A 14,195-nucleotide genomic window follows, 5' to 3' on the forward strand; every position below is an offset into this window, starting at 1 on the left:
CTTAAGGAAGGAATATTTTTACATCATGGCGAAAAATGGAGTGACGTGGCAATCTCACAAGCCTTCTCCGTCATCCTGAGCGGTGTTTTCCCGCGTGAGGATCTCATCTTTTAAGGTTTTTTTATTCTTCATAAATATTATAAAGGATGAGATTCTCACGTCGCACACTACGCTCCTCAGAATGACTGAAAAAAGTATCCCTCATCGGTTTTTATTCCACATTCTCCATGATGACCATGCTCCAGGGGAGGCGGTCAAGCATTAAATTGGTGGGGATAGACGATTCGGCACAGAGGAAAAGAGATTCCGGGAAAGGACGGTGATCGAAATCGAAGGTTAAAGCCACCCACCCTCTCCCATTGGTGACTATTGGCAAAGAGGATAGATAATCACCTTGAATACGAACTGGGCGTTTTTTGTCAAAGAGCATATAACTTTCTCGAAAAACTACCTCACCCTCACTGTACCCGATCAAGAAAAAACGATACCGAACCCGTAGCGGTATACCAGAGTCATAATGAAGTTTGAGAACGATACTATTCTCTTTTCGGACAACCTCCATTTGTTTGATATCTCCACCTCCAACCAGTTTGGGGAGAGCAAACTCGCCTCTTTCATCTAAAATTGTTGCCTTTCCATTTTGAGGTAGATAATAATCAGTATCGATAGCATAAACCTCATTGATTTTGACAAAGGCCAGAAGAGATTCTCTAATTTCCTTTTGGCTCTGATATTGATCAAGAGCCTTCTTTTTGCTACTGATTTCTTCCTGAGTTAGTTCAAAACCAGTCCATTGGCGAGTTGACATTAATTGAGAAGGAGGGTAAAGCCGGAGATGAGGTGCATACCCCCAGAGTGGAGGCCATTTCATTCGGCCGAAATGGACCAGATAGAGATAGATTTTGGCATCATCAATCCAGCTGGAACCTTTTTGCCGTAGACGCTCAAAAGCTTCCTTAACGAAATTATAATTAGCCCGATGATCAGTATGGAGGTCCGAAGCGTGAGGAAGATAAATAGTTTGAGGCTGGAAGGTTTCCAAAATATCCTGTATGTCACTTATGACCTGATCACCACAGTAAGATGCTGAAAGGGTATAACTTGATAAATAGGGCGATTTGTCGGTTTGAGTATAGGGCGAACGGAAACTATGTTCATAATCTCGATAAATCCACCACATTCTCTCTAAACCGCGATCAGGATACCCTAAAAAAATGACGTTTTCTTTCGCTAACCCCAAAATTGCAGTTGCTTCTAAGGCTTCTTTTTGACGGAGGTAACCAAGGGTCACACCTTTAGGAGAATCTTTGGATGTATGGATCATTTCATAATCATTACCAAAGCTATCTCCCGAAGTAACAAAAACCACCTTTACGGTTTTCCCTTGAGAGAGTGCTTTTTGAATGGTTCCCCCACAGCTTAAAGTTTCATCATCGGGATGAGGGGCAAAAATGAGAATCCGCTCGGAATCTTCAATCAAGGGTTCAATTAGTTTGGTGTAGACTTTAGAATAAACGCGAAAAAAAGGAGAAAAAACCGAATTAAAAGGAAGGATTTTAACCAGAAAGAATGAACCGATTAAGATGCAGATCATTGTTATGACCGCTTTGACGACTCGACGTAAACGACTCTTCGGCTTTCCACTCATTGGTTTATAGCTTCAATGTTCAGCATGGAAAAAATTATAGCATGTAAAAAAACTGAGATAAACAAACGTACTTGAAAAAAATCTATAATCGGAGGTTAAATATAATCTTGATAAAAGATTTAACTGGCTAACGGAGCTGTATCAAGTAGCCAGATTTCATTAATTTTCTTGAGAGCAAATTCACCATTAAAGGTTGGTGAAGACATTTCGTCAAACCCGATCAATCGGAATGAATAATTCAAATTAACCTTTGCCGAATCACCGTTTATGGTTATGGATTTTATTTCATAAGAATATACATATTGAGTATTTTTTTGTTCAGCTATGGGGACTTTGTTATCAAAGAACATATTTGTTGCTTCATAAGCTGCTTCATTAGGAATCGTGCAACTCAATGCATTTTCTCGATCGACATTATTGATCGCCTGGAAGTACTGTTTGATGACCTGGGTAATCAAGCCTCCATCAGTTGTCGGAACAAATGAAGTACAGCCGGGAATAAGAAAAAGTATTAAAAGAAAGCCCATGATTGAAGTAAAATAGCATTTTTTTTCATAAATTTTTATGCTCATAATTGACCCTCCGTGAATGAGATTTTTACTGGTTATTTTAATAAAGAGCTTGCTTTTTTGTGGATATCCATTGCAATAAAAGAGTTGTTTTGCTCTTTTATTGGTCTTGGCTTTTTTGTTTTTTAAAACAAAAATTTAATTTTTCCCCACTCTTTCTTAGTATTATTCTCTTCTTTGCTTTTAACCATGTTTATTAAATTAGTACAAAGGACAGGATGTTGAAGAAGTTGGACAAGAAGGAGGATAAATAATATCACAGGTTATATCACTATACCCACAACACCAGTTAGAATAGACATCAGAAATAGCACATAGATTAGACAATCGCCATTGTATTGGATAACTTTCCGAATGGGAGATATTAACAAATAGAATTATTTTTTTACCCTCTAATACGACTTTAGCCACATCACCAAAGACTTCACCATCTGGATAGGGGATGCTTACTTTCCAATTACACGGATTGAAAATGCAGCCACTGCTGGTTTCATCGATTTCTTCATCAAAGTTTATGAATACCATGAGATTGGCGTCATAATCAGGACTATAAATAGCCATAGCTGTTGTGGATTGTATTTCGGGACAATCGATGTCAATTGTTTGTGGGGCTATAGTTTCAGGTGTTGGAGTAATAGGTGGGGTTGTGGTTGGTTGAGATAAAAAGGGCAATTCACAACCGGGAATTAAAATTAAAAAAGAAAAAAACAGAAGACATAAAAATATTTTGATTTGGACGTTCATAAAAATTACTCCAATATTTTATGATTGTTTTAGAAAATGGCTCTTAATTAATCAGGAGCAAAAATGAAACAAAATGAAAGTACGAACTTAAAAGTTTAATGAATAAAAAAAACCTGGGTTTCAAAACCCAGGTTTTTTTGATAAAAAGCTAAGCAAACCTTACAAGCAAGCAGATGATCCGATTGGGCAAGGTTCACAGGTTTCACAGATCGGTTCTACACAGCAATCCGAACCGCTGAAACCACAGCACCAATTTCCAAGTTCGTCACTGACAACACAGCCACCACTGAGTTCCCAAACAATTTCATCTGCAACGGTTGGAGCCGCAACTAAGCCGTACGGAGCTGCTGTTCTTAGACCATTAACAGTATTTGCGTAGCAAGCAGCTTCTTCAAGGTTGCAAATTAAACCACAGAAGTAATAATCAAATACTACTGGTTCACAAGTATTGCACCAATCAGGAATTTCTCTTGTTCCACATTCAAGAACAGAAGCATCTACGATGATTTTATTGCCATCAACTTCAACATTATATGGAGATGCAATAAGTTCACTTACAAGACGTCCTGAATTTTTAACTTTGATTGTCCAGTTAGAAGGATTGTAAACACATGAACTTGCTAATGGGTCGATGTTTTCGTCAAAAGTGATAACGATCTTGAAAGTACCAGTACTTGCATCACATGTTGGCACTACACCTTCTTCACCGATTTCGCACCAACAGTTTGAATAAACATTACCAGTTACTGTTTCTCCATTGCATGCAGCACATGGATCAGGATTAGAACAAGTTCCACAGGCGGTACAACCGCTATCACACCCTGTAGCATCATAAGTTGTGTATACATCAGTGCTGACTACTTTCGGGCAATCGGCATCGGTTGGTGGTGTGGTTGGTTGTGTGGTTGGAGTTGGAGTTGGGGTTGGGGTTGGTTTCGGCGCACAACCGGCGATGACAAACATGGCGATTAAAGCTGCAAGTGCTAAAAGAATCCATAAATTCTTTTTCATTTGGTTTGAAAACCTCCTTCAAATTTGTATTTCGAAGTAACGAAATATTGGGAAACCTCTCGGAATAAGCCTTCTCCTCGGTTGAGGCGGAGGAGCTTTCCTAAGTTTCGCTCCACCCGGCTTACCAGACGATCCTAACACCAAACGGGCAAATAAGTGCTGATAATTCGCTTCTTACCCTTCCCTGTCGACCTCAGGGTTACTTGAGTTGCTCACGTCCTTCCCCACAAGTGATTCAATTATATACTACGAAAGGGAGAAAGGAAAGTTTCAAGAGAAAATAATTTATTCAGGTAAAATAATGAAATTTTTAAAAGATAGACCTTCATAACACTTTATGAAACCAGATAAGAATGAAATACTGGAATTCGACATGCCATGGCATGTCGCTGTGCTATAGAATGATGCTACATACAATTCACTTCTTGAAAGGCAGGTTAAAACTGGCTTTTTTATCGGAAAATTTATCACGACAAATGATTTCTACGATATAGTCTCCCGGTTCAAGGTCGAAGTCAAGTGTGGTGACTAAAAAGACCTCAAAAACCGGGCTGGAGGTTACATAGCGGAAATCAGAAAAAGCTTCCTGACCACCAATGAAGTTACCTTCGGTGCCATAAACGTTAAAATCTACGGTGAAATAAATATGGAAAGCTCCACCCTCTTCACGGATAGTATAATTTTTTGGTTCAACATAAACAAATAAGCTTTCATCAGCGGCAAAGAAGTTGGAGAGCCTTTTGGTATAATAGCCGTAACTTTGGGCCTCCCCATCGGTAAAAACCGGGTTGACCATTTTCATCGGAGCTTCATTCCAGAGCAACAAGCGGGCTTTTTCAAGGGCTTCCTGTGATGCGTTGAGGTCGCCGGCTTGATAAGAGCTGAGGGCTGATTGAAGTAATTCTTCTTCGTTCTGAGCCAAAGCCGTAAGAGAAAAAAGGAAAATCATTGAAATTAAAACTAATGAAATAACAGAAGTTTTTTTCATTTTTTCCTCCTTTTATATATGGGATCATGAATATATTATAGGGGAAAGTTATATCTCAGGCTATAAGAGGACACAGAAAAAAAGAAAAAATACAGGATTTAGACGATTGGCATTGTATTTTTTTTAAAAAAAAGAATACAATATTCTGCGATATGGACAAAAAAACGATAATCATACGAAATGCCCGGGTTGATGACCTTCCCGGGATAACTGAAATTTATAACGAGGCTGTAGTTAACACTTTCTCGACTTTTCATCTCTATCCAAGGTCGCTTGATGACCAGAAGAAATGGTTTGAAAAACATGGAGAAAAATACCCTCTTCTTATTGCTGAGGAAGATGAATCAATAGTTGCTTGGGCGAGTCTTTCTCCTTATTCGGAAAGGGAAGGTTATCAATATACTGTTTCCGATTCAATTTATGTCCGCCAGGGATATCGGCAAAGAGGAATTGGATATGACCTGCTTCATGGTCTGGTCAGTGAAGCACAAGCCTTAAAATACCATTCCATAATAGCTACCATTGCCAGGGTGAATATTCCCAGTATAAAGCTTCATGAAAAACTAGGCTTTGTTTGTCGTGGGATTCTGCCCGAAGCTGGATATAAATTTAGTAAATGGGTCGATATCTGTATTTATCAGAAAATATTGTGATTAGAAAAACCTCACCGAACATGAATCTGATATAAAAGCCTACAAGCATATTGAATCAATCCCCCAAAAAAAATTTTTAATGTAACGACATGCCATGGCATGTCGAATTCGCCTTCATCTCAGCCTAATTCCATTACTTTTTTATTTTCCTCTCCCCTGGTGGGAGAGGATTAAGGTGAGGGGGAAATTGGATATTGCCTTCATGTCATAATTTTAAAAATACCAAACTTGGATTTCAATCCAGACTCTCACCCTCATCCTTACCTTCTCCCATTAAGGGAGAAGGAACTTTGAGTCGTCATTGCGAGACCTGATTTTTTGAGGTCGTGGCAATCTCATGATTCATCTTTTATTATTTGTAGGAATTAGAAATTGTGGAATCGGAATGAATGAGATTCTTATAATATTTGGCAAAAAAACACCGGACTCCTCAGAATAACGAATTAGCTAAATGAGATTGCCACGTCACTTCGTTCCTCGCAATGACGGAGTAGTAACAACTCAAATCCCCCTCACCCCCTTTTCTAAAGGGGGAAATTCATTGCTAAATAGCTATTTTTATTGTTATCTATTCTGAAAATACACTAATTAATATTTAAAAAGTCGTCATCCTGAGCCCTCGTTTTTGAGGGCGTGAGGATCTCATCCTTTTAAGTTTTTTTATTCTTTACAAATACTTTAAAAGATGGGATTCTTACGTCGCATAATACGCTCCTCAGAATGACAGAGTAATGAGATTGCCAGGTCGCTTTACTCCTCATAAAGACGGATTAAATAGGTATTTTCATCCTCATCTGGTGCTGCGAAAGCAGCATGAGGGTCTATTCTGAAAATCTACGGGCATAAAAAACCAAGCCCCTACAAAAGATAATTATTTACGGCAGAGAGGCATTTATTTTGCCCGTTAAAGTGTGAACTGCTTATTTATCACTCACTTGGTTTTAAGGTATAATAAATATTGATAGAAAGGCAAGGGAGGTGTATAGAGTGTTTTGGGGAAAATTATTTGCCCTGATTTTAGCAATAATATCCTTACTGGTGGCGTTTTTTGTAGTGGTCATGATTTTCAATGTGATATCTCTCATTACTATCCAGCAATGGCTTTTATCTTTTTATCTTTTCTTTACCCAAAATATTTTCTTTAAAATATTGGGAATATTGGTGGCCGTTTTATTCGTATTTTTGGCATGTGCTTTGCTCCGTTTCCTACTCCCAAAAATGGATAACTCGATAGTTTACGAAACGCCCGAGGGAGAAATTAAAATATCCTTCAATTCATTAAAAGCCTTAACCAAAGAAGCATTGCGTAATGTTGATGAGGTTGTGAGCGTTGAACCTGAAATAACCAAAGCAGGCAATGAAGCTCAAATCCTTCTTCACCTTCAAGTCAAATCAGATACATCAGTACCAGATTTGTCATCGATGGTTCAGAACAAGGTTCGAGAAAAGATAGAAAGACAAACTGGTATTATTGTAAAAAATATCAAGCTCTTTGTGGATTTAAAATCCCAGGAAAAGCCGGTCGAGAATCCTTAAAAACCCATACCCTCTCAAGTAAAATAAAACTGATATGATTAATAAGGTTGTTATTGTGTGGATTTCTTTTATTAATATAACATTCCAGGAAAAGCTCCCTAAAGGGTGAGGATAAGGACGAAATATTGGTAAGTATCGTGGTACTTTTTGATAGTAATTGATGTACTCTTCCTTAAATTTATTGGCGAGGAATTGTTCTTCGGCGCATATGATTGGGTGATAAAGAAGAAGAAAAAGTAAAAAGAACAAAGGAATCATAAAAATATAACCAGAAAAAAGCGATATTCCAGTTCCAATGATTCCATTAGCAAGATAGAGTGGATTCCGGACAAAGGCATAGGGACCGGCTGTAGTGAGTTCAGCAACCTCAAACATTGGACCACGGTAATTTTTTATGTAACCAACACCCCAAATTCGGAAAATTTCTCCAATAGCGAGGGTCAATAAACCGGATATGAAAAAAGTGGTTTTTACTTGTGCAAAAAGAAAAACCAGAAGCCCTGTAATTCCCCAAATCATACCTCGATAAGGGAAAAGAAAGGCTCCCAACTTTTCTGCTGATGCGGAAAGACTGCGTTCCATATATAACCTCCAATTTTATTGCTATCTGAGAAACCCAATAATTTGTAAAATCCTGACCCCTCCCGTCGCCAGCGACACTCCTCGTCATTCTATGGAGCGCCTTATGCGACGTGAGGATCTCTCAATGTCAATCTATTTCCTTATTTTTTAATATTTTTACTAAATGAGATTGCCACGTCGTCTAACCAAAAGACGGTTAGCCTCCACTCAATGACCGAGCAGGAAAAAACTCAAATCCCCCTAACCCCCTTTGCTAAAGGGGGAAATTCATTTATGGATAGGTATTTTCATTGTCATCTGGTACCAACGTTTGGTATCAATGTCTCTCCTGAAAATACCAATATTGGTGAAAAAAGAATAAACAAAAAAAGAAAAAGGCACACCCCCCTTAAATCCCCCCTCAATGGGGGAATGAATTCAACAATTCCCCTCCTTGGAGGGGTGCCGTTTATACGGCGGGGAGGGTGCTTTTCATTCGTCATCCGGATTGGTGCTTTCCCGCGTGAGGATCTCGTCTTTGAGGTTTTTTTCAAAATGAGATTCTCACGTCGCATAATACGCTCCTTACTATGACGATTATAGATAGATATTTCATCTCACCATCTGATATCGTAGGGCAGCATGATGGTCTACCATCGCATCTAATAATTTAGATTGTAACATTGGTTGATTTTTCGGTAATCCTCCAGAGTTCATCCTGAGGACAGGATTCAATAATTTCATTTTCACCATTGGCACGAACTAAAATTTTATCCTTCAAATCGGTAATTGTTCCGATCTGGAAAGCTGGAATTGATTCTTTTTCAAGGTCTTCAAGCAAAGGGTCAGGATGAGGCGTAAAGAGGATCAATGTCCCACTTGATATGAGCCGCAGAGGGTCAATCTGGAAAAATTCACTTATTGTTTTGGTTTCTGGACGAAGCGGAACTGATTTTTCTTCAACCATAAAACCAAGATTCTGACCTGCACAGACTTCCCAAAGGGCACCGAGCAAGCCTCCTTCTGTGGCATCATGCAAACAATGGGGGTTGTGTTTTAAGGCAATCTTTCCCTCAGGAACTACACTAAGCAATGAAATGAAGTCTTGAGCTTTTTGAACAAAGCTTTGATCGAATTGAATGGTGAGTTGTTCATGGTAAAGGTTGGCCAAAATAGCTGTGCCTTCAATGCCGGCTCCTTTGGTGATGATTATTGTATCTCCTGGCCGTACCTTTTCGACATCAGGGATATTATTACGCTTGACTCGACCAATGCCGAAACAATGGATCAAGGTCCGATTGACCACGTCAGAAATTTCAGTATGTCCTCCCAAAACAGCTATACCTATTTTTTTACTTGTTAAATCAACATCTTTCATTATTGATTGGATTTGATTTTCATCGGAATTTGGAGGCAAAACGATACTGATCAATAAACCAACCGGTTCGGCTCCAGCACAAATTAAATCATTAGCTACAACATGAACAGCGAATGAGCCGATATGAGTACTGGTACCGGTAATGGGATCACAGGTGAGTGCGATGAGGTCTTCATCACAGTCTACAACCCCACAATCACGACCTAAGGAGGCATTATAGATAACTTCTTTTCTTTTTTTCCCTTGATAAGGGAAAACCAGTTCTAATAGTTTTTCTGGACTAATTTTTCCCAATTTAAATCACACTTTCTCTCCTATAAATATTGTGATGATCCATATATGCTCTCTTCACACAGATCCTTATCTCCTCCCATTTTTCTTTTTTCCTCTCCCCTGGTGGGAGAGGATTAAGGTGAGGGGAAAAATTGAATATTACCTTCAAGCTTTCATTTATTAAAACCAAATTTGGTTCTAAATCTGGGTTTTCACCCTCATCCTCACCTTCTCCCATCAAGGGAGAAGGAATTATTGTGATACGTCATCTTGAGCGGTGCTTTCCCGCGTGAGGATCTAGCCTTTTTATTATTATAAAAAATTACTAAATGAGATTGCCACGTCGCTACGCTCCTCGCAATGACGGAACAGGAAAAAATTCAAATCCCCCTTACCCCCCCCTTTTTTTTCTAAAGGGGGAGATTGGTTCTTGAGTATAAATTTTTATCCTCATCTGGTGCTACTAAGCAGCATGAAGGCCTATCCTCATTTACTGCTAAAAACTAACTTGAGGGTATATTCCGAATATAAATAAATTTTTATAAAGAAAGCTGGATTATAGATTTTCAGAAGGTGTGACTAAATCGGATTGGGGTGGATTGTCTCCTTTTTCAATAGTAACCTTGGATTGCATCCGTGCGCCTTCTTCGACGAAGATACAGTTCGTTTTAATGTTACCTTCACATCGACCCAGTTTAGATAAGTAGAGAAAAGAGACTCGAGCAATCCCACGAAAATGTCCTTCAATATAAAGGCAATTAGCCTCAATTTCTGCAGTCACCAAAGCGTTTTCAGCAATAATAACAATGGGACATTGAATTTTTCCATTGACCTTTCCTTCTAAACGAATCAAGCCCTCAACATGAATAGATCCTTCAAAAAAAGTATCTTCCGGTAGATAGAGTTCAACCGGATGTTTTTTTAAAACAGTTTCAATAAAATGTTGATTTGATTGGGAGCGGATTTTATCGCTCCAAGTACAGATTAAATTGTTCCAGTCCATGAGAGAGATTTTAGCATAATAACGGCATTGATTCCATGGATTATGACTCTATAAGGAAGATAAAATAATTAAAAGGGAGAAGAAAATAAAAAACCCCTGGGGGGTTACCCCCCCAGGGGTTTTGAAGTTACTGGAAATACTAGGTTTAGAAGCTGACAGAAAGTTCGGCGGTAAGAGTACCAGCATTATCAACAATATTCCCGGTCCAATTATCGTCATATTCATCTTCCCAGGTCCCGATTTCGTAAGACAAGGTCAGATTGGTTTTGTCAGCCATTTCCCAGGCTACTTCAGCCATTGCGCTCCAGGGCTGGACATCAGCAGGAGTGACGCTGTCGTAACGACCTTCAACAGTAAGGGTGGTCTTTTCTTCGATCCATTCATACGCCAAAGCACCCACTGCGGTGATTTCAGCATTGGCTGAATCGTATTGACCTCTCACGCTGAAGTAGGCTTCATTGTTTTCACTATCAAGATCGAGTGGGTAATTCAAGTAAGCACCATAGACCTTGAAGCTACTATCCATCAAGTCATACAAACCGTGAATGATTCCGGTTTCACCCTTGGCCGCTTCAAAGGGCACATAGGTCACAGTTCCTTCTACAGCATTGGTGACCATGTCGCCAGTAGTAATAGCTGCTGCCCAGTCGTAGGACAGATCCAAGGTCCAGCTGTCGTCGCCTTCTTCATCTCCGGAGAGAATGAAGCTGGCACCGACCCCAAAGCCCATTTCATCATCAGCAAAGGCGCTGGTGGTCACGGCTGAATCAGCCGGAGTGAACCCATCGACAACGTAGTGACCGTCAACGGTGATGGTGGCATCATCTGAGGCTTTGATTTCAATTTCTCCAGCCACACCATAAGCCCCGGACAGAGCCGCATAGGCACCTTCAACGGTGAGCATGACATCGGAATCATCAAAGTCGGTCCAGACATCAGCACTGACCACCAGATCGCTATCGACGTTATAGAACTCAGTGCCTTCTGGCATCCAGGTGGCCATCACACCAACGTGTTCCCATTCAGCCCGAACCGCATAGAACTCGTTGAGGTCGCCTAAAGCTTTCCACAACACATCGCTATCTTCTGGGGTATAGCTGACATAGAATCCTTCGTAATCGAGGTCATAATCCCGATCATCATCAGGATCATCCGGTTGGTAATCACCGAGCACCAAACCGAGACCAATCATGTTCTGACGAATTTCACCCGCTTGAATGAACCACTCGTCTTTCTGGTAGATCAACCAGAAATTATTGGCCGTGACGTTTGGAGCATCACCATAGCCGAGTGAATTAGCTGCAGTTAAGGTGATTCCAGCAGTGGTGTAGTCATTGATGGTGGCGGCGATGTAGAGATTGGTTTCATCTTCCCAAGCAGCATCGGTTTTGTCAGTATCAGTTGGGAAATAGGCAGTGTAAGTAGCAGTGAAATCACCAGTCACTTTCACTGGTTCAGCGTATTTTTCCAGAAGAGCAACTCGGTCTTCCAAGGCTTTGATGGCCTGGCTGTTTTCACCCAGAGCTCTTTTGAGGTCTTCAACGGTGACCCCGAGGTTCTTCAGTTCATCAGCGAATTCCTGGATCAGTTTCTCGAGCATGGCAATGTCTTCTTGAGTGGCCAAACCAGCTTCATCAACATACTGTTCCATATAGGCCAAGCAACGAGCCACAGCTTGAGCAAATTCATACCGGGTCAGAGCCCGATTACCACCAAAGGTCCCATCGGGATATCCGATGACACAGCCTTTGGCTGCTAGAACTTGGACGGCATCATATGCCCAGTGATTCAAGGGCACATCGACAAAGGGATTGGCCAAAGCTGGAATAGCTAAAGCCAAAACGAGTACAAATGCAATGAGCAGTTTCTTCATGATATTGCCTCCTTGGTAGTTATCTTAGATTGTATTGAGCTGTCTGCCCTTCCAAGGAGGGGTCATTCAAGAGTCTCCATGTTTCCTCTTTCGATCCCTCTTGTTTTTCAGGCTTTCAGCTACTCTCTTCGTCTCCTCTCCTGGGCCTACCAATTCGTTGCACCTCCTTTCATTGCCCTTTGGAGTTTGGGACGAGATCGTCTTATTTCATGCATACACAAATAATATACGATAAAAAAGCAAAAAAGACTACAACTTTATAAAAAAAAGTTAAAAAAAAGCAAAAAAACGAGAAAAAGCAAATAACAAAAAAACAACTAACGCTTTATATTCAGTTTTGCAACAATGAAAAACTACCTTTTTAAAATACCATAGCAAATTATTGAAAAAATGAAAAGCCCCTCATACAAATTTAATAAAAAATACATTTATTTTTTTAAGACGGATAATTTTTGAATAACTTGATTCCATGACGTTTCCCGATTGAAGGCGAGGAATTCGTATTGTGGATTATAAGAATCATAAGGAAAATAAAGGCTCAGACCATGAGAATTTACGACATAAGGGCCATTGGTTCTATTATAGAGTACAACTTGTGAGAGGAGGTTGCTAACTAAAAAAGCTGCAGTTTTTGTCTCAGATGATTGAACCCGGTTATCCGAAGTAAGAAGCATAGAAAAATCGCCTAAATCGATAAGATCAAAATCGCTAAAATATTGGCTTGAATCTCCGATATCAGTATAAATTTGTGAAGAGGTATGATTATCAAATAAAATTGCTCTGGATAGTTGCCCAATGCCCGCCGCTAATTCATCCATTCTATTGAGATCAGAGACAGAAATGTTGACATTTTGAGAAGGAAATTGATTGATAAAACTATCGGCAATGATTTGTGCAAGCTGGATTTCATTCATGGTTGGGTTAGTGATCAAACTATCCAGGAAGGTGGTATAATCCCACCCCTCGCCGGGTACGCTTTCCTGAGAAGCAACCAAAATATTTGAACTATTTCGGACTTCATAGGCTACTTCTACCATAGCCATCAAGCAGGCATCCATACCAAGAAGATTGATTGGTTTATTTAGGATAGATTTTGCATTCATTAAAGCTTGACCCAGTTCTGGGATTGAAATTGAATCGTTCAATGAAGTTTCATCAAAGGAAATATTTTTTCCTTTGAAACCAGATCCATGATTCCAAAGGATGAGGGCATATTTATCGGCTGGATAATTTAGTGCACAATAGCGAATAAATTCAACTAAGTTATTCGCATCGCCCATGTTAATTTCACCTAACTGTTGAAGAACCTCGGAGTTAATTTGAATAGGATTGGTGTCTTTTCGAACGAGATAACGGATAGCCGGTCCCCGTAGTGAGTCATGTTCAACAATAATTTTTACTTTATCGGATGAGCCCACCATTTCCATCGAATTTAGATCGGCTAAGGCATAGTTATCAAGGTCATTATCACCATTGAGAAATACCATAACCGTCCAGTTTGCTTTGATTTTTTCCTGATAAGGAGATGGAACGACTGACCCAATACAACCATTGAGGATAAAGGCGAGAAAAACAAGGTTAAAAGTAACAATAAACCAGTAATAAATATTAGGTTTTAGTGTTTTTTGTTTATGAATATTCAAAAAAACCTCCTGGTATTTGCTAAGCTTTATATAGCATAGTTCTTTATTCCGCATATTGGCGTCTTTTAATGACGAAAATGTCTTTTCACAAATGAATTTCCCCCTTTAGAAAAGGGGGTTAGGGGGATTTGAAAGACTGAGTAAAAATCGAATCCCTCTCATTCTCCCTTTGGACAAAGGGAGAAGAAAAAAAATTGAGCTCAATAGATTGCCGCGTCACTTCGTTCCTCTCAATGACGAGTCAGAGTTCCTTCTCCCTTGATGGGAGAAGTTGAGGATGAGGGTGAAAACCCAAGATTCGACATGCCATGGCAT

The 14,195-nt window shown here is 39.7% G+C and carries 12 protein-coding genes; 2 read left to right on the top strand and 10 right to left on the bottom strand.

Annotated elements, in window-relative coordinates; genetic code table 11:
* Positions 1-211: 211 nt before the first annotated feature.
* The 5 genes from RT761_RS04505 to RT761_RS04525 all read right to left on the bottom strand — a co-directional run bounded on the left by RT761_RS04505 (position 212) and on the right by RT761_RS04525 (position 4,960).
* The gene (locus RT761_RS04505; protein WP_218112881.1) at positions 212-1,648 is read right to left on the bottom strand and encodes a PIG-L deacetylase family protein; all 1,437 of its coding nucleotides are present in this window, start codon (positions 1,646-1,648) and stop codon (positions 212-214) included.
* A 119-nt stretch (positions 1,649-1,767) separates the two neighbouring features.
* Positions 1,768-2,220 (bottom strand): hypothetical protein, encoded by a 453-nt coding sequence (locus RT761_RS04510; protein ID WP_218112882.1) that lies wholly within the window; start codon positions 2,218-2,220, stop codon positions 1,768-1,770.
* Between the two features lie 198 nt (positions 2,221-2,418).
* Positions 2,419-2,961 carry a hypothetical protein gene (locus tag RT761_RS04515; RefSeq protein WP_218112883.1) on the bottom strand — a complete coding sequence of 181 codons (543 nt, stop codon included), beginning with the start codon at positions 2,959-2,961 and terminating at the stop codon, positions 2,419-2,421.
* A 159-nt stretch (positions 2,962-3,120) separates the two neighbouring features.
* A complete protein-coding gene (locus RT761_RS04520) occupies positions 3,121-3,924 on the bottom strand; it encodes a hypothetical protein (protein ID WP_218112884.1) in 804 nt (267 codons plus the stop codon).
* Between the two features lie 466 nt (positions 3,925-4,390).
* Entirely contained in the window at positions 4,391-4,960 is a 570-nt protein-coding gene (locus tag RT761_RS04525; protein ID WP_218112885.1) for a hypothetical protein, read from the bottom strand.
* A 152-nt stretch (positions 4,961-5,112) separates the two neighbouring features.
* Between RT761_RS04525 and RT761_RS04530 the strand changes: the two genes are divergently transcribed.
* Positions 5,113-5,613: a GNAT family N-acetyltransferase gene (locus RT761_RS04530; protein ID WP_218112886.1), complete on the top strand. Its 501-nt coding sequence runs from the start codon at positions 5,113-5,115 to the stop codon at positions 5,611-5,613.
* A gap of 987 nt (positions 5,614-6,600) precedes the next feature.
* Complete coding sequence (gene amaP / locus RT761_RS04535; RefSeq protein ID WP_218112887.1) at positions 6,601-7,149, top strand: alkaline shock response membrane anchor protein AmaP; 549 nt, start codon at positions 6,601-6,603, stop codon at positions 7,147-7,149.
* Here amaP and RT761_RS04540 read toward each other — a convergent pair.
* From RT761_RS04540 to RT761_RS04560, 5 genes are all read right to left on the bottom strand, one after another.
* Positions 7,114-7,731, bottom strand: a complete 618-nt coding sequence (locus tag RT761_RS04540; protein WP_218112888.1) for a methyltransferase family protein — start codon at positions 7,729-7,731, stop codon at positions 7,114-7,116. The two genes, amaP and RT761_RS04540, sit on opposite strands and share 36 nt — an antisense overlap.
* 649 nt (positions 7,732-8,380) lie before the next feature.
* Positions 8,381-9,382 carry an AIR synthase family protein gene (locus RT761_RS04545; protein ID WP_218112889.1) on the bottom strand — a complete coding sequence of 334 codons (1,002 nt, stop codon included), beginning with the start codon at positions 9,380-9,382 and terminating at the stop codon, positions 8,381-8,383.
* 535 nt (positions 9,383-9,917) lie between these two features.
* The gene (locus RT761_RS04550) at positions 9,918-10,364 is read right to left on the bottom strand and encodes a bactofilin family protein (RefSeq protein ID WP_218112890.1); all 447 of its coding nucleotides are present in this window, start codon (positions 10,362-10,364) and stop codon (positions 9,918-9,920) included.
* A gap of 145 nt (positions 10,365-10,509) precedes the next feature.
* Entirely contained in the window at positions 10,510-12,237 is a 1,728-nt protein-coding gene (locus RT761_RS04555) for an S-layer homology domain-containing protein (RefSeq protein WP_218112891.1), read from the bottom strand.
* A 428-nt stretch (positions 12,238-12,665) separates the two neighbouring features.
* Complete coding sequence (locus RT761_RS04560) at positions 12,666-13,880, bottom strand: clostripain-related cysteine peptidase (protein ID WP_218112892.1); 1,215 nt, start codon at positions 13,878-13,880, stop codon at positions 12,666-12,668.
* Positions 13,881-14,195: the final 315 nt, after the last annotated feature.

The organism is Atribacter laminatus (assembly GCF_015775515.1).
Lineage (GTDB): Bacteria > Atribacterota > Atribacteria > Atribacterales > Atribacteraceae > Atribacter > Atribacter laminatus.

Coding starts and splice junctions, on each gene's coding strand:
- RT761_RS04505 (WP_218112881.1), bottom strand. CDS start 1,648: ATGAGTGGAAAGCCGAAGAGTCGTTTACGTCGAGTCGTCAAAGCGGTC.
- RT761_RS04540 (WP_218112888.1), bottom strand. CDS start 7,731: ATGGAACGCAGTCTTTCCGCATCAGCAGAAAAGTTGGGAGCCTTTCTT.
- RT761_RS04530 (WP_218112886.1), top strand. CDS start 5,113: ATGGACAAAAAAACGATAATCATACGAAATGCCCGGGTTGATGACCTT.
- RT761_RS04525 (WP_218112885.1), bottom strand. CDS start 4,960: ATGAAAAAAACTTCTGTTATTTCATTAGTTTTAATTTCAATGATTTTC.
- RT761_RS04555 (WP_218112891.1), bottom strand. CDS start 12,237: ATGAAGAAACTGCTCATTGCATTTGTACTCGTTTTGGCTTTAGCTATT.
- RT761_RS04550 (WP_218112890.1), bottom strand. CDS start 10,364: ATGGACTGGAACAATTTAATCTGTACTTGGAGCGATAAAATCCGCTCC.
- RT761_RS04520 (WP_218112884.1), bottom strand. CDS start 3,924: ATGTTTGTCATCGCCGGTTGTGCGCCGAAACCAACCCCAACCCCAACT.
- RT761_RS04515 (WP_218112883.1), bottom strand. CDS start 2,961: ATGAACGTCCAAATCAAAATATTTTTATGTCTTCTGTTTTTTTCTTTT.
- RT761_RS04510 (WP_218112882.1), bottom strand. CDS start 2,220: ATGAGCATAAAAATTTATGAAAAAAAATGCTATTTTACTTCAATCATG.